The organism is Nostoc sp. (assembly GCF_036917455.1).
In the GTDB taxonomy this organism is placed as follows: domain Bacteria; phylum Cyanobacteriota; class Cyanobacteriia; order Cyanobacteriales; family Nostocaceae; genus Nostoc.
Window position 1 is genome coordinate 11,518 of sequence record NZ_JBALDK010000264.1, and the last position, 22,442, is coordinate 33,959.

15 protein-coding genes are annotated in these 22,442 nt (G+C 41.9%); 8 read left to right on the forward strand and 7 right to left on the reverse strand.

Features of this window, described 5'->3' with window-relative positions:
- Nucleotides 1–134 precede the first annotated feature (134 nt).
- Entirely contained in the window at nucleotides 135–2,492 is a 2,358-nt protein-coding gene (gene pbpC, locus V7K42_RS28405) for a penicillin-binding protein 1C (protein WP_334921006.1), read from the reverse strand.
- A gap of 508 nt (nucleotides 2,493–3,000) precedes the next feature.
- Here pbpC and V7K42_RS28410 point away from each other — a divergent pair.
- The 3 genes from V7K42_RS28410 to V7K42_RS28420 all read left to right on the forward strand — a co-directional run bounded on the left by V7K42_RS28410 (nucleotide 3,001) and on the right by V7K42_RS28420 (nucleotide 10,533).
- Nucleotides 3,001–8,679: an alpha-2-macroglobulin family protein gene (locus V7K42_RS28410; RefSeq protein ID WP_442938646.1), complete on the forward strand. Its 5,679-nt coding sequence runs from the start codon at nucleotides 3,001–3,003 to the stop codon at nucleotides 8,677–8,679.
- A 320-nt stretch (nucleotides 8,680–8,999) separates the two neighbouring features.
- The gene (locus tag V7K42_RS28415) at nucleotides 9,000–9,641 is read left to right on the forward strand and encodes a DUF4232 domain-containing protein (RefSeq protein ID WP_334921010.1); all 642 of its coding nucleotides are present in this window, start codon (nucleotides 9,000–9,002) and stop codon (nucleotides 9,639–9,641) included.
- 100 nt (nucleotides 9,642–9,741) lie between these two features.
- Nucleotides 9,742–10,533 (forward strand): GH25 family lysozyme, encoded by a 792-nt coding sequence (locus tag V7K42_RS28420; RefSeq protein ID WP_334921012.1) that lies wholly within the window; start codon nucleotides 9,742–9,744, stop codon nucleotides 10,531–10,533.
- A gap of 456 nt (nucleotides 10,534–10,989) precedes the next feature.
- On the opposite strand, the gene V7K42_RS28425 is transcribed toward V7K42_RS28420, so the two are convergent.
- Together V7K42_RS28425 and V7K42_RS28430 are read right to left on the reverse strand one after the other, a co-directional pair.
- Nucleotides 10,990–11,439 (reverse strand): NUDIX hydrolase, encoded by a 450-nt coding sequence (locus tag V7K42_RS28425; RefSeq protein ID WP_334887687.1) that lies wholly within the window; start codon nucleotides 11,437–11,439, stop codon nucleotides 10,990–10,992.
- 719 nt (nucleotides 11,440–12,158) lie between these two features.
- Nucleotides 12,159–13,130, reverse strand: coding sequence for an RsmB/NOP family class I SAM-dependent RNA methyltransferase (locus tag V7K42_RS28430; protein ID WP_334921014.1), 972 nt, complete (start codon nucleotides 13,128–13,130; stop codon nucleotides 12,159–12,161).
- A 209-nt stretch (nucleotides 13,131–13,339) separates the two neighbouring features.
- On the opposite strand from V7K42_RS28430, the gene V7K42_RS28435 reads away from it, so the two are divergent.
- The 3 genes from V7K42_RS28435 (at nucleotide 13,340) to V7K42_RS28445 (ending at nucleotide 16,269) form a co-directional block, all read left to right on the forward strand.
- Entirely contained in the window at nucleotides 13,340–14,761 is a 1,422-nt protein-coding gene (locus V7K42_RS28435) for a DUF2157 domain-containing protein (RefSeq protein WP_334921016.1), read from the forward strand.
- Between the two features lie 181 nt (nucleotides 14,762–14,942).
- A complete protein-coding gene (locus V7K42_RS28440; RefSeq protein ID WP_334921018.1) occupies nucleotides 14,943–15,653 on the forward strand; it encodes a GDYXXLXY domain-containing protein in 711 nt (236 codons plus the stop codon).
- A gap of 271 nt (nucleotides 15,654–15,924) precedes the next feature.
- Complete coding sequence (locus V7K42_RS28445; RefSeq protein ID WP_334920806.1) at nucleotides 15,925–16,269, forward strand: hypothetical protein; 345 nt, start codon at nucleotides 15,925–15,927, stop codon at nucleotides 16,267–16,269.
- A gap of 312 nt (nucleotides 16,270–16,581) precedes the next feature.
- Here V7K42_RS28445 and V7K42_RS28450 read toward each other — a convergent pair whose 3' ends face one another.
- Both V7K42_RS28450 and V7K42_RS28455 read right to left on the reverse strand, forming a co-directional pair.
- Nucleotides 16,582–16,713: a hypothetical protein gene (locus V7K42_RS28450; RefSeq protein ID WP_334921019.1), complete on the reverse strand. Its 132-nt coding sequence runs from the start codon at nucleotides 16,711–16,713 to the stop codon at nucleotides 16,582–16,584.
- 24 nt (nucleotides 16,714–16,737) lie between these two features.
- Nucleotides 16,738–17,145: a universal stress protein gene (locus V7K42_RS28455; protein ID WP_334921034.1), complete on the reverse strand. Its 408-nt coding sequence runs from the start codon at nucleotides 17,143–17,145 to the stop codon at nucleotides 16,738–16,740.
- An 89-nt stretch (nucleotides 17,146–17,234) separates the two neighbouring features.
- Between V7K42_RS28455 and V7K42_RS28460 the strand changes: the two genes are divergently transcribed.
- Nucleotides 17,235–18,437 (forward strand): phosphoglycerate kinase, encoded by a 1,203-nt coding sequence (locus V7K42_RS28460; RefSeq protein WP_334921020.1) that lies wholly within the window; start codon nucleotides 17,235–17,237, stop codon nucleotides 18,435–18,437.
- A 248-nt stretch (nucleotides 18,438–18,685) separates the two neighbouring features.
- Nucleotides 18,686–19,303, forward strand: coding sequence for an NUDIX hydrolase (locus V7K42_RS28465; RefSeq protein ID WP_334921021.1), 618 nt, complete (start codon nucleotides 18,686–18,688; stop codon nucleotides 19,301–19,303).
- A gap of 45 nt (nucleotides 19,304–19,348) precedes the next feature.
- Here the strand turns inward: V7K42_RS28465 and V7K42_RS28470 are convergent, their stop codons facing one another.
- The gene (locus V7K42_RS28470) at nucleotides 19,349–20,755 is read right to left on the reverse strand and encodes a family 2B encapsulin nanocompartment shell protein (RefSeq protein WP_334921022.1); all 1,407 of its coding nucleotides are present in this window, start codon (nucleotides 20,753–20,755) and stop codon (nucleotides 19,349–19,351) included.
- Nucleotides 20,756–20,984: 229 nt separating this feature from the next.
- Complete coding sequence (locus tag V7K42_RS28475; RefSeq protein ID WP_334921024.1) at nucleotides 20,985–22,394, reverse strand: family 2B encapsulin nanocompartment shell protein; 1,410 nt, start codon at nucleotides 22,392–22,394, stop codon at nucleotides 20,985–20,987.
- Nucleotides 22,395–22,442 lie beyond the last annotated feature (48 nt).

Below are 22,442 nucleotides of genomic sequence, written 5' to 3' on the forward strand. Positions count from 1 at the left end.
TGACATAATCTTGCAATATCTTTGTCAATAAAATCTGTAATAGTTAGCTCATCAAACTGTTTAACGGAACTAGGCAGGTAATCCCTGCCTTTTTTAATCAACGTCCTCTAATACTGCATTCTCTTGCTATTTAATTATGGGCGATTTTTCTTTACCTGAGAATTACTAAGAGAAAAACCTCGACGCGTAGGTTTAATACTAGCTAATTCCACCTGAAAACTTACCTTGTCAGTCATTTCGCCGCTTCTTGCTTCCAAAGTCCACTTACCCGAACGCAAATTCCAAAATAAAGAATTAGCTGAGTTTGTATCTAACTTTTCGCCATTTAGCCACCATTCAACTGGCACAGATTTATTTCCCGCTAGCTTAAATTCGAGTTTTTGCTTCGCTTCTTCAGCTGGATATAGTAAGAATAAATCGCCATGATGGGGAGATAAAATTCTGAAATTGCTAGAAACAAAACTTGATTGCTGTTGTTTTGCCAACCACTCGTTATACTCTGGTGGTAAATTAAATTGATTGTCACCTTCGTAGGCAATTTTATCTTCTGGGTAGAAATATTCCTGCACAACTGAGGTACAATCTGGTGTCGGTCGTAACCCCGAAATTGCACAAACAGGTAATTGCACTAAACCTTCTGGAGATGGAAAAGCTGCTGGTTCTTGATGTTCGTGCAGGTGTAACATAATCCGATTCCACAAAGGTGCAGCCCCTGTCACACCTGAAACTTGTCGCATCGGTTCGCCGTTGAAATTACCTACCCAAGTAGCAACGGTGTAATCAGTAGTGAAGCCAACTGTCCAAGTATCCCGAAAATTGGAAGAAGTGCCAGTTTTAACAGCAACAGGAAAGGGTAAATTTAATACAGAGTCTACACCAAAGGCTGTTGCACGAGCATGATTATCACTGAGAATGTTAGTAATTAATTGCCATATCGTTGTTGAATTTTGAATTTTACATCTTATATTTGGTGCGTTTTCAGCGCAACTTGGATTTTGAATTGGGGAATCAGAAAATGTGCTGACTATTGGGGTAGCATTTCCAAGTCGTGCTATGGTCAGGTAAGCACGGGCTAATTCCCATAAACTGACTTCGCCACTACCCAGGGTTAAACCCAAACCATAATGTTCTGGGCTTTGATTGAGGTGTTCAAATCCGAGTTGATGCAGTCGTTCTAAGAAAGTTTCCACACCTACTTTCTCTAACACCCTCACTGCGGGTACATTCAACGAATTTGCTAAAGCTATTCGCACCCGCACAGGGCCAAGAAAGCGTTCAGTGTAATCGGTTGGGCTATAAAGTCTCGCACCAGGAATTGCATAACGGGCGGGGACATCTGCCAAAATTGTATTTGGGCGAATTAAGCCTTTTTCTAAAGCTAATTCATACACAAAAGGTTTGAGGGTAGAACCTGGTTGACGTAGCGCCTGCACTCCATCATTGCGTCCTAACTTGGCTTCGTTAAAGTAATCAGGCGAACCAACATAAGCCAAAACTTCACCAGTCTGATTGTCAATTACCAATGCAGCTGCATCGTGGACATTGTTAGCGGCGAGAGAAGAAATTACCTGCTGTAACTGTGCTTCAACAAACTGCTGTAAGGGGCGATTTATAGTTGTGCGAATAACAGATTTATCCCCCCAGCCCTGATTTTCAAGGGAGGCTGGGGGGATTTGATTGGCTAACCAAAATAAAAAGTGGGGTGCAGCGATAATTCCTCGTGGGCGAGACTGAAACACAACTTTTTCGGCGGATGTTCGGGCTGCGATCGCACCACTGATATACCCTTCCTGTACCATTCGATTAAGGACGTATTTTTGTCGCTGCTTTAAACGTTCCCAATGTTCATAAGGGTTAAAGTATGTGGGATTATTGGGGATAGCAGCCAACAAACTAGCTTGAGCAAGATTCAATTCACTAGCTGGTATAGAAAAATAAGTCTGCGTGGCGGCTTCCACACCATATATATTCCCGCCCATTGGTAGACGGTTAATATATGCAGAGAGAATTTCATCTTTATTCATCCCTGCTGCTAACCGCCAAGATAGCCAAATTTCACTCAGTTTACCAGAGAAGCTACGAGGCACAGGATCTAGCATCCGCGCCAACTGCATAGTAATTGTGGAAGCGCCGGAAACAATTCGTTTCGCATGAATAGCTTCTTTGCTAGCGCGAATAACAGCCTTCATATCCAAAGCCCCATGATGGTAAAAGCTGCCATCTTCGGCGGCTAAAATGGCATGGGTAAACTGGGGCGAAACCTGATTTAGGGGTACTACTGATGTATGTTCTTGGTCACGGGTGAGCAATGTTCCTAATGGTAAACCATTGCGATCGCTAAATTGCATTGCCAGTTGATTTTGGGCAATATCTGCGGCTCGAACGGGCGCAAAATAAGGTAGTAAGCGGATAATAAGGCAAATTACCAGCACAGCCAGGATAACTTTGATACTGAGCTTAATTTGGAATAGCGATCGTAAAATTAGTTTCATCAGGGAATTCCTACCCAAGAAAACCTACCTTAATTTTGACGCAGTGATTACATCTGTATCAGTAAATATGTCAAATCCTTAATAATTTATTTGAAATCACTTAGCAGATGTCAACTAATATTTGCAGAAGTTAAATACTTATTAATAGTTAAGAATTGTAGTGATTTTTCGGAACAATCACACGGGATTGGTTATCTATGTAAATAAACATAGTTAAATCTAAATTCTGGGTAAAAAATAGTCGTCTGGCATCCTTTATTAGTGTTGGCATTTACCAATTCAATGAGGTAATGCCAAATTTTAATTGCTATAATTTATGATTTTTTATTTTGAATTACTAAAAAAGATGATTATCAGATTTTTACTCAGTTTCCCTCATAAAATTCTCTATCTCTTCCTTAGCGCCCTTCGCAGTAGCCTGAGGAAAGCCGAAGCGTCTACGTTAAAAAAAATTAGCTATTCCTCACGCCAGAAGAGAAGAATACAATTTCTTCTTCTCTTTACATTCATGCTAGCGATGACAGGGTGTAATTTTTTTGGTATAAACTCAAATAAAGAACAACTCCCAGCAGTATCTCCACTCACACCATCAAAACTACCAGACTGGATTGAACAAATAAGTCCCATCGGCGATGCAAAACCTCTCAACCAAATCCGCATCCGTTTTAAAGAAGCTTTAATCCCAGTTGAAAGTCTCGACAGTACAGAACAACAGAAACTATTAGAAAAATTTGCCCTTTGGCCGCCTTTACCTGGTCAATTTCGCTTTTTGACACCGCGCATGGTGGGTTTTCAAGCTGAGAAAGCATTACCAATAGCTACAAGATTTCAAGTCACTCTCAAAGCAGGTTTAGCCGACTTAAAAAATCATCGACTAGACAAAGATTTACCCTGGACTTTCAATACCGAATCTATCAGCCTAACTAATTTACCCGGTGTCAATCCCATGGAAAAGGGTGATATTGAACCAATTGATTTACAACAAAAGCTCCAATTTACTTCCAACGTAGAATTAAATTTAGCTTCTGTACAAGAACATTTACAGTTAATTCCTCAAGGACAAAACAAGGGTGTTGGCTTCAAAGTCGAATTAAACAAAGAAGAAAAACCAGTAAAAAATGAAGAAGACCCTTTAGAAAAATTTGACCCTTCAGCCCGCAATTGGATTTATAACCTTACCCCACAGCAAAATCTTGAAAAAGCAACCCCTTATCGCCTAGTCTTTTCTTCTGGAATATTCCCTGCTTATGGCAATCTCGCTACAGAGAAAGAATTTGCCAGTAAGTTAGCAACTTATGCACCTTTGGCATTCCAGAAAATCAATTTTTACGGACAGCCAGATTCAGGTGGAACTTTTGGACGATTTATTAAAGGCAGTCCTCAGCTAGAATTTAACAACGTTTTACTGGCAGATTCAGCCAAAGAAAGTATTACTATTAATCCAGCCCCAAAAGACATTTCGAGAATCATCCAAATAAATGATGAAGATAAAGTTGTTGGCATCAATCCTTATGCACTAGAACCTGCCAAAACTTATACAATTACTATCGGCGGAAATCTCAAAGATAAGTTTGGGCAGACTTTGGGTAAACCTGTAACCCTTAAATATGATACTGGAGATTTAGCTGGGGATATTTGGGTACCATCAGATTTGAATATTTTCCCTACCGATAAAAATTTACAGCTAAATATTACTACAGGAAATCTCCCAGAATCTAAATATAAAGCAGCTTATCGAGTAGTTAAACCTACAGATTTAGTTTATTTTAATAATAGTAATGATTTATTACCACAACCAACTGATTGGCAAAGCTTTAAGGTATCGGGTAAAAAAAATCAATCAGTTGATATTGCTGTTCCTCTGCGGGAAAAAATAAGTGCAGCCACAGGAATGTTAGCTTATGGAGTGCAAGCCCGTACTAATAAATATCAGGAAAATGGAAAGGAACTGTGGCGAGAACCTACCACTTATGGCTTAGTTGAATTGACGAATTTGGGCGTATTTACTCAATGGTTCCCTGAGTCAGGCTTAATTCGCGTCAATCATCTGACAGATGGTTCGCCAGTTCAAGCGGCTACGGTGGAAATTTATCAATCAAAATTACAAGCAAAATCTCGACCCGAACCGGTACCTTGTGCAACTGGTAAAACTGATGAAAATGGAATTTTTAGAATTGTTCGTGAAGGATTACAGCAATGTTATTCTGGCAATGAAAGTTCTAGTAAATCACCACAATTATTAGTAATTGCCCGTGAGAATCAAGATTGGGCATTCGCTAGAACCGAAGAATATAGCGGTGTTTATGGCTACGGGATTGATGCAGGTTGGCAAGATAGTAAGCCAGAATCACGCGGGGTAATTTTCTCAGACAGACAGTTATATCAACCAGGTGAAAAAGCTTGGTTGACTGGGTTTTCTGGCTTTTTGCAAAATGGCACCATCCAGCAAGATAAAAATGCCGTTTACCAATTAACTTTGGTAAATCCTGATGGACAAAAGACCAACTTAGGTACGCAAACTACAAATGAATTTGGCACGTTTTCTCTGGAATTGCCAATTAAAACTACTCAGCGCTTAGGCTACCATACAATCCAAGCTAAGGGTAAAAATGGACAAGAAGTTTCTGGTGAATTTCGGGTGGCTGAGTTTAAGCCACCGAACTTTAAAGTCGAACTGAACTTAGATAAAGAATTTGCTTATATTGACGATAAAGTTGATATTAATGCTACCAGTAATTATTTATTTGGTGCGCCTGTAGAAGGTGGAGAAGTAAAATACTTTATTACTCGCCAACAGGCTAATTTTATTCCCAAAGGTTGGGAGGAATTTACTTTTGGTCGGCAATGGCTATGGCCGGAAGAATCTCCTAGTATATCTAGTGATGTGTTGCAAACTAATGCCCAGCTAGATGCTAATGGTAAAAGTAGTCAAACTGTCAGCGTGGCTAATGATTTACCATATCCTATGACTTACCAAGTAGATGTACAAGTTGCAGATGTTTCTAATTTGTCTGTAGCGAATTCCAAAACTTTTACAGCCTTACCAAGTAATCGTCTAATTGGGTTAAAAAGTAATTTTATTACTGATGCACGAAAGGCTTTTCCTATTGATGTGGTTGTTACCGACCCTACAGGAAAAACGATAACAGGTCAACAAGTGCGCCTAGAATTACAAGAGATTAAATATAGTAGCGTCACCGAATTAGTTGAAGGTAGCCGAACGCCAAAAAATCAAGTTGAATATAAAACAGTTGGACAAGCAGAAATTACATCTGCTAGCAGTCCACAATCGGTAAATTTGACAGCACCGGAATCGGGTTCATACCGGATTAGAGTTAATTTTAGTGATGCGAAATCAGAATTAAGTGCCACAGATTTACAAATTTGGGCAACCGGAGAAAATCCAGTATTTTGGGGTTCGAGAGAAAAAGATGTTTTAGAAGTTAAGCTTGATAAACAAGAGTTTAAACCTGGTGAAACTGCTACTGTACTAATTCAATCTCCCTATCCAGATGCAGAATTGTACTTTGCTGTGATTAAAGACAAACCCCTTTATCAGCAGATTACCAAAGTTCAGGGAAGCGCACCACAAATTCAGTTTAAAGTTACGCCAGAAATGCTGCCAAATGCAGCCATTGAAGCTATTTTAGTAAGGCAAGGTAAACCCATAAGCCAAGTAGAAGCAGGAAGTTTAGATAACTTGGTGAAGATTGGTTTTACACCTTTTAAAGTCAACTTAGAAGATAAGTATTTAAAACTGCAAGTTAAGCCAGTACAAGCATCATTAGAACCTGGTGCAGAAGAAACAGTAAAACTGGAACTGAAGGATAATCAAGGTAATCCCACCAAGGGACAGTTTACAGTTATGGTGGTAAATGAAGCGGTGTTACAACTTTCTGGTTATCGTCCGCCAGATTTGGTAAATACAGTTTATGCAGAACAGACAATATCTACCCGCTTTAGCGATAATCGCCCAAATGTAATATTACAACCACAAGATGTAGCTAAACCCAAAGGTTGGGGCTATGGTGGTGGTTTCTCAACTGGTGCAGCAAATACTCGGACTCGCACTGATTTTAAAGCCTTAGCTTACTACAACGGTTCTGTCCTTACCGATGCAAATGGTAATGCACAGATAACTTTTAAATTGCCGGATGATTTAACTACATGGCGAGTTATGGCTGTGGCTACCGATGGAAATCTGCGTTTCGGGAATGGAGACGCGACGTTTATCACCACCAAGCCACTCCTAACTAATGCCATCTTGCCACAATTTGCCCGCCCAGGCGATCGCATCCTCGCTGGTTTATCTGTAACTAATAACACCGGGAATACAGGAAATCTCTCAATTAATGGCGAACTTAGCGGGAATGTGAAGTTTGCTGAGAAAAACCCCACAGTTAGTTCTTTGCAAACCAAAGCTGAATCGGCAACTCATGCTTATCGCTTTCCCATGCTGGCGGATAGCGTCGGAGTTGCTAAAGTCCGCTTTACCACTCAGCTAAATGGTACAGCCGCAGACGCTTTTGAAGTACCTTTGGAAATTAAGCCAATTGAAATTACAGAACAAGTCGTTGAATCTGGTGTCACTGAAAAACAGGTAAAAATTCCTCTGAATGTTGATAAAAATACCTTCTCTGATGCGGGAGGTTTAGATATTCAGTTGGCGAGTACTTTGATACCGGAGATTCAAGCACCAGCAAAGCAGGTTTTAGCAGATAATGATTTGCCGTTTACAGAACCAGCGGCAAGTCAGTTACTAATTGCGGCTAATTTGCAAACTATCGCCCAAAAATTTGGCCAAACATTTGTAGAATTTAATCCTAGCCAACAGGCAAATAAAGCTATTGAACAATTACAAAAACTTCAAGTAGCTGATGGTGGTTTTGCTGCTTTCCCCGGACAAGAAAAATCCGACCCTTGGGTTTCTTCTTATGCGGGTGAATCTTTGGCTAAAGCCAGTCAGATATTTCCTAACTTAGCCGATTCTGGAATGCTGTCTCGCCTGAAATCTTATTTGCAAAAAGTTCTAGCGAATCCTGGAGAATACGATTTTTGCAAACAACCACTCTGTAAAAGACAACTGCAAATTAACGCTTTAATCGCCCTAGCAGAATTGGGAGATAAACGCAATACTTTCCTCGCAGATATTAATGAACAGCGCAATAATTTTGATTTAGTAACTCAAATTAAACTAGCGCGATACTTATCTCAATTCCCAGAATGGCAAAATGAATCTCAACAATTAGTAAACAAGCTGCAACAGAATATCTATGAAACTGGCCGCACAGCAGTTGTAAGTTTACCCAGCAGTTGGGGATGGATGAGTTCATCTACGACAACGCAAGCACAAGCTTTACGTTTATTTATTGCCAAGCAGAGTAAACCCGAAGTTATAGATAAGTTATTCCAAAGTCTTCTCGCACTGCGACGGGATGGCACATGGCAAACTAACTATAATAATGCCCAAGCATTAACAGCTTTGGTAGATTATAGTCAACTACAATCAACACCACCGAATTTTGTTGCTACTGTACAATTAGCTGGTAATAAGTTGGGAGAAAATAACTTTGATGGATACAAAAATCCTAGCTTACAGCTAAATGTGCCGATGAATAAATTACCTCGTGGTCGTAATGATTTAACACTACAAAAATCAGGTAATGGGACTTTGCACTATCTGGTTGCTTATAATTATCGCTTGCAAGGAAATCAACCAGGTAAATTTAACGGACTACGCATAACACGAAATATTAGTCAAGTAAATGAAGAGAAAATTTTACAAAAAACCGGGATTTACGCTTTCGATAAACCCTTGACTTTAGCTTCTGGACAGGTGTTTGATATTGGTTTAGAAATCATAGCCGATCATCCTGTAGATCATCTGGTGATAAAAGATCCACTACCAGCAGGTTTTGAGGCGGTGGATGCAAGTTTTCAAACCTCCACGGCTGCATTACAAGCAAAAGCCGATAGCTGGGAACTTGGGTTTAAGAATGTGTACCGCGATCGCATTATCGCCTATGCCGACCACCTGGAACCAGGAGTTTATAGTCTCCACTACTTAGTTCGTTCTGTAACTCCGGGGACATTTTCTTGGCCTGGTGCAGAAGTTCACCTGCAATATGCACCAGAAGAATTTGGGCGCACAGCTGAGTCTACATTGGTGGTTGAGGATAAGTCATGACAATTTAAGATGTAAGAAAGGGAATCTAGAAATGTTCAAAGCCTATGGGAGAAAAAGACAGTGACACATATTCTCAAAGTCAACGAATATGGCGCTCAAAATGCTGCTATCAGAGATTATTACGACACACGTCTGCTAATGGATTACTCGGTTTTTTGAAACGGAATTGAATTCGATTAAATACTTAGCTTAGGGACAGGGGAGTTTGCCAAAGGAGCAGATGTAATACCAAACTCATAGCAATACTAACCATTGTGAATTTGGAAACTTATACTGGATATGAAGCATCAGTGTAAGTAGTTCACTACAAAAAAAGAGATATGCGAATTCTAATTATGGAAAGCAGTATGTTGTTGCTCCTGACTGCGATAACAACTGGCTGTGTCGGTTCTCCCTCTGTTACCAAACAGACGCAAGCCTTACCAGCAATCACTGAACAGCCAACGAAAGAAGCTGCATTGACCTCAACACCTACACCGACTGGAAAAGCTACAGAAAACTTTACCCCTGAAGCCACTACTGCCACAAATCCGACGCGCTGTGAAACTAACCAATTGTCAGTCCGCCGAGTCTCCGAAGATGCTGGTGTTGGGAATGTTGCCCTCACTTATGCCTTCACCAATAATGCCTCATCCCCTTGCACCCTCTACGGTTATCCAGGATTGGCACTACTGGATGCAAAAGGCCAACCTTTGGAAGGGGTTAAAGTTATCCGTTCCAAGGACACTTACTTTTCAAGTAAGCAACCTCGACAACAAGTAACTCTAGCTCCTGGAAAACAAGCCTCATTTCAGTTAGCATACAACCACATTAGTTCGCCACAGCAAAACTGCCCAATCTCTAGTAAGATTGAAATCACACCTCCTAATGCTTATCAGCACTTGACCGTCACGCAAGAAATCAAGCCTTGTACAGGCAAAGTTAGAGTGACTTCGGTGCAAGCTTTTACCACTCAACCCTAGTAAATTTATGTAATTTACTAAAAAACCCAGAAATAGCATAAATTTAATTAGAGCCTCTGATAAGTCCAGTATTGTACTGTTCAAAAAGGTTAAGAATTTTATGCAAGGAATTGATGTTGCCGATCAAGACGGCAGAGTAGATTGGACGGCTGTAAAAAACTCTGGTAAAACCTTTGCGTTTGTCAAAGCTACAGAAGGAGTTAGCATTAAAGACTCTGCTTTTGCTCATCACTGGCAGACTATGAAAACTGTTGGTATTATTCGGGGTGCTTATCATTTCTTTCACCCTCATACATCTGACCCAGTTCAGCAAGCGAAGGAATTCTTAAAAACTTTGGGGCAATTAGAACCCGGAGACTTACCACCAGTTTTGGATGTAGAGGTAACTGATAAAGGAAATAGCCAAACTGTAATTAATGCAGCCAAACAGTGGTTAGCAGAGGTGGAAAAAGCCCTTTTACAACAAACAAAAAAACCAATTAAGCCAATTATTTATACCTTCCCCAGTTTTTGGCAAGAAATTGGCAATCCATCTGATTTTGGTAATTATCCGTTATGGATTGCCCACTATGGAACCCAAAACCCAAGTATTCCTAGCGCTTGGCAGGGGCAATACCTAATCCATCAATATGCAGGTGATATTTCTGGTGTAACTGGTGTTAGTGGTCGAGCCGATTTGAATCGATTTAATGGATTGCAGTTAGGCGATTCTGGGCTAAGAGTAAAACAATTACAACAGCAATTAAAAGATATTGGATTATACACTGATGCTATTGATGGGCATTTTTCTGATTCAGTGAAAAATGCAATTGTTAGTTTCCAAACATCTAAGAAATTGCAAGCTGATGGAATTGTCGGTATAAAAACTTGGGTAGCTTTACTGTGGATTTAGAACGGATAAGTCTACTCAATAAATAGACCCACACTCACCATCAAATAGGTTTAAATATAGGTGATGCTTTAGAGGCTGTTTGAAAAGTCCTCTTTTGAGTATCAAAAGTTATAGTTCCTCCTAAATCCTCTTGAAAAAGCAGGACTTTGATTCTGGTTCCACCCTTTTTAAGGGCGTTAGTGGGTATCTAAAAATACCTAAAGTTACAGCAAAACACTTTTAAAACAACCTCTTATGTTTTTATTTGATTAGCAAGCGCAGTTGTTTTAAATATTAGCTACTTATTGAAAGTCCCTTGCCTTGCTTCGAGGGCTTTTTAATAAGTAGTAAGGCGTAAATAAATTAAAGTTTGTAATAAAGACTTTAGTCCTAGTAAAACTTGCTATGAACGATAAATTACTCACTGTAAATCAGTATCTAAAAGCGTTTTTAATTATACTTAGACTGGATGTATCTCTATATATGACTAGTATCTTGAAATGCACAAAAGTGAGATTTTACTTGGAAAAAACCTTTAAGAATTCGTTTGAGTGAATTAAACTTAACCCGCCTGATAGCTATAGTCACTTCTACCCACTGTCGTTTTCTTTGACTTGCTTCTGGATAATCTTCACTCAGCATCTCGACTGGTAATAAATACATCTTGACCCGGTAAATTTTGCCTCCTTTGCGGTACTTATAACTTCCCAGTTCATTTACATCTACTTGCCCAATCACCCCTGCTTCTTCCCACGCCTCTTTGGCTGCTGATGCAGGCGGACTCATGCCATTAGGAATATCTCCTTTGGGAATCACCCAGTGTTGAAAGTTACGGGTCGTGATTAGCAAGATTTCAACTTTGCCATTGTTCACCCTATAAGGAATCACCCCAGACTGTTTAAACACTTTGCTGACTTTGCGACTCATGTAATTTGCATCCTGTACGGTCTAGCTTTTTTGTATAATGTTTATTTCAAAAAGTCTAACGCTGATACCGGATAAAATTTGGTTAAACTTAGGTTATAAGAAGGTTAAAGATATTTTATTTCTATAAGAGTTAATTTTTGAGCGTTTTTTATTAATCTCGTTATATATTTGTCTAGGTATAGCTTAGAAATACCAAAAAAGTAAGTGGGCAATAATAAATTAAACTATATTAAGCAATAAAAAATTATTTAAATTGACTTGTAGTAAGCAACTTTAGCCCTAACTAAGCTGTTGTGTTTTTAATTTGCACATTGAGACAGCAGAGGAGCAGAGGAGCAGAGGAGAGGGTTTACAGGTTTTAACCTAAAAGATTATGAGGCAACTTGTAGGCGCGACAGCTTATCAACCTTTGATTATTTACACCCACTTACTTAAACTTTGCCGCCTAGACAAGAGACTGAACCTCTCAGTTGCATTCCCGATTGGAGACTGGGAAGTAAATTATAAAGTTTTTAAAGGGTTGAACTGAAGTTCAGGCAGATGAAAAGTGTTTTGTCTTTACCACATTTTGCACTTATATGAGAATTGCAATATGTATGGTTTTAATATAAAGTCAACTTACTTAAAAAGTGTACTCCTGATGACTGATTGACAAATGCAGCACTCTTCAAAAAATCCTATTTTCTCCCAGATAGCCAGAAGATATGCCAGCAATTTAATTAACTTGACTTTTCCAAATTGTGGTGTATGTACAGCGAATATATTGTATTTAAATCTACTTTTTTATCATCATCTTCATCTTCATTAGTATTTTTAAACAGGACTGTAAACGCACCAGCCCCTAACCTATCTTGAGGAAACATCCGATAACAAGGCATTGTAGTTAAATGCGACTGATATTTAGATAAATTACTAATTTCCATCGCTTGAAAATGGGGAAAGCGTTCTAAAAACCACTCACAAACTTGCTCATTTTCTTCGGGTGAGTATGTGCAAGTCATATAAGCTAAATAGCCTTGTGGTGAAACAATTTTAGCAGAGTTAGCTATAATGCGCTTTTGCCGATTTGCACTTTTATTAATAGCAGTTGGGTGAAAGCATCCGGGTGCTTTTTCACCTTTAGCAAGCAAAGATTGTCCGGTACAAGGAGCATCTACAATTACTAGATTGCTACAAAGGGGAAACATTTCGGCAAATATACTTGAATCTCTATTAACTACTGCACTAGAGCTAATCTGGCAACGCTTCAAATTAGAAATTAGCATTCCTAGACGTTTACCAATTACTTCATTACTGATGAGTAATTCTGGTTGTAAAGCTTTCCAAGCGAAGATACTTTTACCTCCTGGTGCGGCACACATATCGAAAACTAAACGTATTGACTGAGGAATTGCTAACAAAGTGGTAGCTGCAAATACCGAAGAAAAATCTAAACAATAGAAATATCCTTGTTGATGCAAGGGATGCTGACCGGGTTTTTCTCCCAGAGATAAACGGTCTATAAATTGTGGTTGCCAATAGGTTGGTGTTTCTACTGCTAAAGGTAAAGTTTCAGGCTTTTCTTGACACCAAAGAATACTAGGCAAAAAAGGCTGTGGATTCATTAAAGCCTCAATAAACTTTTCTTGTTCATCTAAATTAACGAACAAACGCCGGGAGACTTTAAGTAATAAATTAGAAGGTTTTTCCATCTGGATATATCCAATACCAATTTTCAATCATCTGTAACCTGGCTTCCTTAATTCCGAATTCCGAATTAGTAAAATTAGGTTGTATCAAAATCTAAATCAAACTGTTACATGAGAACAATGTAATCAAGGCTTTTGGCTTCATACTCAAAATATAATGACCGCCATTCAGAACGCAATGGCCAAGCTACCCCACTGCACCGGAGAAGGTCATGTTGTTAGATAGTTTTCCGCAAAAGTTACGCAAAGAAGCACAATTATGGAGGGATGAAGGATTAATTAGTTCTTCGCTGTATGAGCAAATAGCAGAACGTTATCAATTTAAAAACCTGGAAGCTGCTGCACGCGATCGCAATAAAGCGATCGCAATTACTATAGGCAGCATCCTTTTATGCTTAGGCATAATTACCTTTGTATCAGGAAACTGGCAAGGAGGATCGCGAGAAGTCAAAATTATTCTGATGATGAGTTTGTTTTTTGCGATCGCTATTACTGGTTTTTACAATTGGAGACCACCTGAAGGAAAGAAGCCAGAACGAAGCAAACGCATACTGGGAGAGGGGTTGCTCATTTTAAGCGCCTTCATTTTCGGTGCAAATTTACTATTGATGGCCCAGATGTTCAATATCGTCGGTTCAACTTCCCAACTGTTTCTCGCTTGGGGGTTGGGTGTTGTGGTGATGGCCTTCAGTTTATCCATAAATTCTTTAGGAATTCTGTCAATTGTCCTCGTAGAAATCGGTTATTGGACTGGGCTAGAAGACTTATGGTACGCAACAGGAGAGTTAACTTGGTCGCGGTTAGTGGTACAACATCTGCCTTTATTGGCATGGCTAGTGTTTGTCCCTTTAGCCTACTTCTGCCGATCGCGTTGGATTTTTGCTCTAGCAGCCTTTGTTTTTGCTAGTTCCCTACAAGCTAACCTTAATCCTCTGCCACTGCTGAATTATGCTGATATAGCCCCTTGGGTGGCATCTTTTGCTTTTGCACTCCCACCTGCATTATTCTGGAGTTATGATGACCTGCTGTTTCCAACCATAAATTACAGATTGTTTCAATCTCTAGCCCGTAATTTAGCATTGGTAAGCTTCGGCGTTGTCTTTTATGTGCTGTCTTTTCGTTGGGTTTGGGAATCTCCAAATTATGGTTATAATCAACCAACGAACGTGACAAACTTATTCCAGTCTCTGCCGATCGTTGATTTGGGGATTCTCAGTGGCTTGGCGGTATTGCAATGGTTGTTTCTACTGCGTCAAAGAAATAATCCTCCGCGCCGCGAAGTGATTTTCACAACTGCTGTTATTGGTACTTTTCTTGCCTTTATTGCCATTGTACCTTTTTGGCATCAAACTATCAGCCGGATTGATGAACTTGGTGTTTTTATTTTCAATGTACTTCTAGCAACATTAGCCTGGGGACTAATTCAAGAAGGATTGAAATTAAGCAACAGAAGTTCCTTTTGGGGCGGTATGCTGTTAGTAACACTGCAAATTATCAGTCGCGTGCAAGAGTACGATACCGACTTACTTTTCAAGTCTCTAGTCTTTATCTTGTGCGGTTCCGCTTTAATTAGCGCTGGATTGTGGTTTGAACGCCGTTTACCTGGTGGCTCTAGCTCTGCTAGTAAGAAGTAGTACAGTTTTAAATTTTGGTAGCACCTTTGGTGCGATTCCAGCGCAACTTTAATTTTGGATTGAAGGAAAAATCTAAAATCTAAAAATCTCTGTGCGTCAAAGTTTTTAAAGTTTCTCTGCGTCAGTCCTAATCTCTTTACTTTTGACCTCTTCAAGACCTCTGCTTTTTAGGACTACGCTCATGACTAATAGTTCTTCTGAATCTAAGAATAAAACCTTGTCTCCCGAAGCCGAATTCTCCAATAAGGTAACTTTTCGGGATTACTTGATTGCTAGCGAACAAAAATCGAATAAGCCCTTACCTTTTTGGCGGTTACTAGCTCCCTTAGCGCTGCAAACAGGGTTAATTATGGCAGTACCAGCCCAAGCTGTTTATACAGATGTCACAGGTAAGACGGTGATTTTGCAAACCGTACCTATAGACCCGAACAATGTATTAGATGGTAACACCTTAGCGCTAGATTACAACATATCCCGTACCGCAAATTTGAGTAGATTACCTGGTTGGCAAACATTAGTCAGCAAAGGTAGGGGAAGCGGCAGAAGATTGCCGGATGGAACCAACATTTACGTGACTTTGCAAGAGCAACTATCCTCTGGTACGGGTGTTCCTAGAGCTTGGAGACCGTTACGAGTCAGTAGCGATCGCCCCAATGCTCTAAGAGCCAATCAGGTAGCCTTAAAAGGTGTTTATCAAGATGGTTCCGTTAACTACGGCTTGGAAACATATTACATCCCAGAAAACCAACGCCAGCAGATTACCAACGATTTGCGAACCCAACGCGCCCGCAGAGGACAAGTACCCCCCATTGTGGTAAAGGCGAAAGTCGATCCACAGGGTAAAGCAGTTCCAGTTAGCATGTGGGTGCGCGATCGCAACTATCGCTTTTAAGCTGTTAGGCGTGTAAACATGCAAGATTTTTCTCCAAAGTTCTGAGCGCCGACTTCCGGCACTCAGAATTTTCTGTTTTTTAATACTAGGAGACGAGTTAACAATTACAAAGCATCCAGAATTTGATAACCTGCAACTTGGGTTATTGCGCGAACGGTAAGATGAAAATGCAAAACCGATGCAGAAATACGTCCTGAGAGTTTTGCGATCGCCCATAGCGCTCTTGTAAAATCATTTTCAATTGTTGAGAATTCGCAAGAGAAAAAAGTTTATGGCAGATAAGTCCGGTCAAGACCCCTCGGAAATCACAGTGGCAACGGTTGATGAAGAACGAAAAGGCACAACTTTCAGTGGTACGGTCATCCTTGGTATAGATCCTGAGGGTGGGGCAGTCGTTTTCTTTAGAGACTTTTTAATTGAAGATTATAAAGGCGAACTTACCGCAAATCTTGCAACAGATGGCGATATAACGAAAAGCATTGATTTAGGCGAACTCGATCATAAAAGCCCCAATTTTAAGCTGCCAATTCCTCTGGGAACGGATACATTACCCTACAATACAGTCGTGTTGAGCGACAAAAAAAGCAAGAAAAAAATCCTGACGATCAATCTATAAAATTTGTAACTTAGCTCGTAGTTCAGCCAAATTCGATTGCCATCCTGTATAGATCTCAAATGGGTTCTATATACATTTTTCTGGGAACCAGGAATCCTGCCCTTGGAGGGAATGTCAGACCAATAGAGCTACGGAGTTTGAGTTTTAGAGGCTATTCCCGATGAATTGGGAAGCCCCGCCGGAAGACGGCGGGGTAGTTCACTAGGTATACAGACGAATGGCATTAAGAAAAGCGTAAATCCTGAATATGGGTGACTTTTGGGTATAAGGGTGTAGGGGTTGCACAATCAAGAATTAAAAACTAAATAATACTTACAAATCAACTACTTCCTCTACATCCCCATAGCCAGAAGAAGCAAGGGTTTTACCTTTTATTCGTGACATTCGTTTTTTCTCTTTTTTAATTAGCGATCGCACCACAAGTTTACCAGTGTTTAGAAACACACTGTCCTTCAGCACTGATTACTACTAAGGCACAATCAGCACTGGGCAAGGGGAAAGGTTAATCACGCGAGTTGTCACACTATCATCCGCTCCCTCTTCAGTCAAGCCTAGCCCCCGGAAGCCCATGATAATTAAATCGGCCCCGATTTCATCAGCGACATCGCAGATAGTAAAAGCTGGTTTACCTTGCCTTTCTAAGATTTCGGATTTAATTCCTTGCCCAGAAAATAAAGATTGGGCATTTTCTAGCAGTTTAGCAACTACCTCTGGCGACACCATCGGATCTGCACTAGGCGCATCTTTTGGTGATTCTTCTACCACAGACAGCAGCACCAAGCGACTGCTGTACTTTTTGACTACGTTGGTAACAACATCAGCAGCTTCCCGCGTTTCCCGGCTTTGATCGATCGGAAATAGCACTGTCTTAAATATCTCTGTCACTTGGGTACCCCTGACTCCGGTAAAATCTTGATGGTTCTACTTTCAAAACAATAACAAAAAGGCAATCAGGAGAGTTTGGTGTGTCCAAAAAAAGTTTAGCAAGTTTATCTTCGGCTGATATATCTGGGAAACGTGCCTTAGTGCGGGTTGACTTTAATGTGCCTGTAGACGATCAAGGCAAAATTACCGACGATACTCGCATTCGCGCCGCTCTACCCACTATCCAAGATTTGACGCAGAAAGGTGCTAAAGTCATTCTCGCAAGTCATTTTGGCCGTCCCAAGGGTGTGGATGACAAATTACGCCTAACTCCCGTTGCCAAGCGTCTGTCTGAGTTACTGGGGCAAGAAGTGATTAAAACTGATGACTCCATTGGCGATGAAGTTGCAGCTAAAGTTGGCGCGTTGCAAAATGGCCAAGTGCTATTACTAGAAAACGTCCGTTTTTACCCAGAAGAAGAAAAAAACGACCCAGAATTTGCCAAAAAATTGGCAGCTAATGCTGATTTTTATGTAAATGATGCTTTTGGTACCGCACACCGCGCCCACGCTTCTACTGAAGGCGTGACTAAATTTCTCAGCCCTTCCGTAGCTGGATATTTGGTTGAGAAGGAATTGCAATATCTGCAAAATGCCATTGAAAAACCCCAACGTCCTTTGGCGGCAATTATTGGTGGTTCCAAGGTTTCCAGCAAAATTGGTGTGATTGAAACGCTACTGGAGAAATGCGACAAGCTAATCATTGGCGGTGGGATGATTTTCACCTTCTACAAAGCCCGTGGTTTAAATGTTGGTAAGTCTTTGGTAGAAGAAGACAAGCTAGAACTAGCAAAGTCTTTGGAAGCTAAGGCTAAAGAACGGGGCGTTGCTTTATTGCTGCCCACAGATGTGGTATTGGCAGATAACTTTGCCCCTGATGCCAATTCTCAAACCGTTAGTATTGAGAGTATCCCCGATGGTTGGATGGGTTTGGATATTGGGCCAGATTCGGTGAAATTTTTCCAAGAAGCCCTAGCAGATACCAAAACGGTAATTTGGAACGGGCCAATGGGTGTGTTTGAGTTTGATAAGTTTGCCGCAGGTACGGAAGCGATCGCTCATACCCTCGCCGAAATTGGTAAAACTGGCACAACCACCATCATTGGCGGTGGTGACTCAGTAGCGGCTGTGGAAAAGGTTGGTTTAGCAGACCAAATGAGCCATATTTCCACCGGTGGCGGCGCTAGTTTGGAGTTACTTGAAGGCAAAGTGTTGCCCGGAATTGCGGCTTTAGATGATGCGTAATTAGGGATTGGGGACTGGGGACTGAACCCGGATTTCTCACCACATCTCGATTAAGCCTGCGCTTGAGCAGGGGAGCAGGGGAGAGTTCAAATACCAAGTTCTTTCCCCTCTGCCCCTCTGCCCATCTTTCCCCTCAAGCTTGTGAGAAATGCGGGTGAAGAAGGGAATAGGGTACAGATTATTCCCTATCATCTGTCACCTTTCCCCAATACCTACGACCCAAGCCTCTACATAAGAAAATAATATATATGGAAACTAAATGGCTGGAATGGGCACAAAAGTTGCAAGCGATCGCTCAAAATGGTCTAACCTATTCTGAAGGGCTTTTTGATATAGAACGTTACAAACAATTACGAGCGATCGCCACAGAAATCATGGCGACTTACTCGAATGTAGAACACAGTTATGTCCTCGATTTATTTAGCCGTGAAATCGGGTATGCAACTCCCAAGGTTGACGTGCGAGCAGCGATTTTTCGGGATAATACTATATTGTTAGTTAAAGAAAGAGCCGATGGCTGTTGGACTTTACCTGGTGGATGGGCTGATATTGGCGAGTCACCCAGTGAAGTAGTTGTGAAAGAAGTATATGAAGAATCTGGATATCAAGCACGCGCTATCAAATTACTAGCAGTCTATGACAGAGATAGACAGGGACATCCCCCGTTTCCGTTTTATGTCTATAAGCTGTTTTTTCACTGCGAAATTATCGGTGGTTCTCCATCATCTAGTATTGAAACTGAAGATGTAGGTTTTTTTGCTGAAGATACTTTACCAGAACTTTCTATCGGACGGGTGACACCAAGACAAATCACCCGACTTTTCCACCATTACCGCAATCCAGATTTACCAACAGATTTTGATTGAAAGTAGCCTTCACCTTAACTATAAAAAGTTAGGTTTACCCTTCCCTCAACGCCCAATTTCAACATCTTCGAGAATGCCGAGTGCGTCGGGGACGAGGACGGCTGCTGAATAGTAAGCGGTAACAAGGTAAGAGATGATCGCCTTTTCGCTGATACCCATGAATCGGACAGACAAGCTGGGTTGATATTCGTCAGGGATACCAGTTTGATGTAAGCCGATAACGCCCTGGTCTTCCGCGCCAGTGCGGAGTACAAGGATGGAGCTAGTCTGGGTATTGCTGATGGGGATTTTATTACAGGGAAGAATGGGTACGCCCCGCCAAGCGGACACCAAACTGCCGTCCAAATCAATGTTTTCTGAATAGATGCCGAGGCGATTGCACTCCCGACCGAAAGCCGCAATAGTCCGGGGGTGAGCCAAGAAGAATTTCGACTTCCTCCGCCGAGTCAGCAGTTCATCCAGGTCGTCGGGAGTGGGTGGCCCGGTACGGGTGTAGATGCGTTGTTTGAGGTCGGCGTTGTGTAACAAACCGAATTGACGGTTGTTGATTAATTCATGTTCTTGCCGTTCCCGCAATGCCTCAATAGTCAGCCGCAGTTGTTGTTCGGTCTGGTTCATCGGTTGATTATACAGATCCGCCACTCGAGTACTTACTCGCAAGACAGTTTGGGCGACGCTCAACTCATATTCGCGGGGTGAGAGTTCGTAATCTACGAAGGTTCCCGGCAACTCAGTTTCTCCGAGATGCCCCGATGTCACCTCAATGGAGGCTTCTCCATACTTGTTCTGTGGTGCTTGTGGGCGGGTTCGGAAGCCATCGACATGAGCCTGTAGCGCCTCGGACTGGTTGAGCAGATCCCGAAATGCCTGTTGTGGTAGCGCTAATACTGTGGTTCGAGTCAAAGCCTGGATTGTAAACTGCCAACTGCTCTGGGACTCTAGCAACACCTGAACACCAAAATAATCGCCATCGGCTAACACACCCAACACGGGCTGCTCACCATACTTGCCAACACCAATCTTGTTCACCTTGCCATGTGCGATCAGAAAAAGCTGATTTGCTGCCTGACCTGACTGCACTATGATGTCACCAGGAGCAAATTCCTGCTGAACAAACCGACCCGCCAACGCATTCAACACTTCAACGTCGTCAAATCCTCGCAGCAACGGCAACTCACCAAGTTCCTGGGGAATCACCTGCACCTCGGCTCCGGTGTTAGAGAAACTCAACCGCCCATCACCCACGGTATAGGTCAATCGACGGTTTACCCGATAAGTGCCACCCTTGGTCTGCACCCACGGCAACATCTTTAACAACCACCGCGAGGTAATACCTTGCATCTGCGGTGCAGATTTAGTTGTCGTAGATAAATTACGGGCAGCAGCCGTACTCAAACTCAGCCGGGAATGCTCATTTTCAAAATCTATATTCGATTCAATAGAATCCGTCATCACCTCATCCTCTAGTTAATAACAAAAGTGCCCGACCCAATAGGTGAGAGGTTAAGGTTATAAAACTTTTGTCAAAAAATAATGTTACTGAAAATATTCCCAAATTTGTAGGAAGGAGCGAATCTCCTCAGAGAAACTGAAAAGTCAGTACAAAACTGATTTTAATCCCCGTTTTTCAGCGTAATTTCTTATTGAAAAAGGTTATTTGGCCTTAACCTCTGATGAATGTTTAGAGGCCGATTTGTACGTCTTCTAAGATACCGAGTGCATCAGGGACGAGGACGGCTGCTGAATAGTAAGCTGTAACGAGGTAAGAGATGATCGCCTTTTCGCTGATGCCCATGAATCGGACAGACAGACTGGGTTGGTATTCGTCAGGGATACCAGTTTGATGTAAGCCAATCACCCCTTGCTTTTCTACACCAGTGCGGAGCAACAGGATGGAACTAGTGCGGGCATTGCTAATGGGGATCTTGTTGCAGGGAAAGATGGGTACGCCCCGCCAAGCAGGTACTCGGTTGCCACCCAGGTCGATGTTTTGTGGATAGAGACCGAGGCGGTTGGCCTCCCGACCGAAGGCAGCGATCGTGCGAGGGTGAGCCAGGAAGAATGCCGGCTCTTTCCACACCGTGGCCAGCAGTTCGTCAAGGTCGTCGGGGGTAGGTGGGCCATTGCGGGTGTAGATGCGTTGTTTGAGGTCGGCGTTGTGTAACAAGCCGAATTGACGGTTGTTGATCAATTCATGTTCTTGACGTTCCCGCAATGCCTCAATGGTCAGCCGTAATTGTTGTTCCGTCTGATTCATCGGTTCGTTGTACAGATCCGCAACCCGAGTACTCACTCGTAATACGGTTTGGGCAACACTCAATTCATATTCACGGGGTGAAAGTTCGTAATCTACAAAGGTTCCGGGCAATTCAGTTTCCCCAAGATGTCCTGAACTCACCTCAATGGAAGCTTCACCGTACTCGTTCTGTTGTCCTTCTGGGCGAGTTCTGAAGCCATCGACGTGAGCTTGTAGCGCCTCAGACTGGTTGAGAAGTTCCCGAAATGCCTGTTGTGGTAGGACTAATACCGTGGTTCGGGTAACTGCTTTGGCTGTGAATTCCCAATTACTCTGCGACTCTAGCAATACCTGACCACCAAAATAGTCACCGTCAGCTAACACACCCAGCACGGTCTGTTCGTCATACTTGCCAACACCAATCTTGTCTACCTTGCCATGAGCGATCAGAAAAAGCTGATTGGCTGGTTGGCCTAACTCCACGATCGTGTCACCGGGGGCAAACTCTTGCTGAACAAACCGACCCGCCAACGCATTCAACACTTCAACGTTGTCAAACCCTCGCAGCAATGGCAGCTCACCAAGTTCCTGGGGTATTACCTGTACATCGGCTCCAGTGTTGGAGAAACTCAACCGCCCATCACCTACGGTATAGGTTAGCCGACGGTTTACCCGATAAGTACCACCCTTGGTTTGTACCCAAGGTAACAGTTTCAACAACCACCGTGAGGTAATGCCCTGCATCTGCGGTGCAGATTTGGTGGTCGTCGCCAAGTTACGCGCAGCAGATGTACTTAAACTCAGCCGGGGATGCTCATTCTCAACATCCAAATTTGACTCAATAGATTCTGTCATAATCTAACCCTCTATTCTATAAGTTACTAAAAAAACCGATCTGACTCG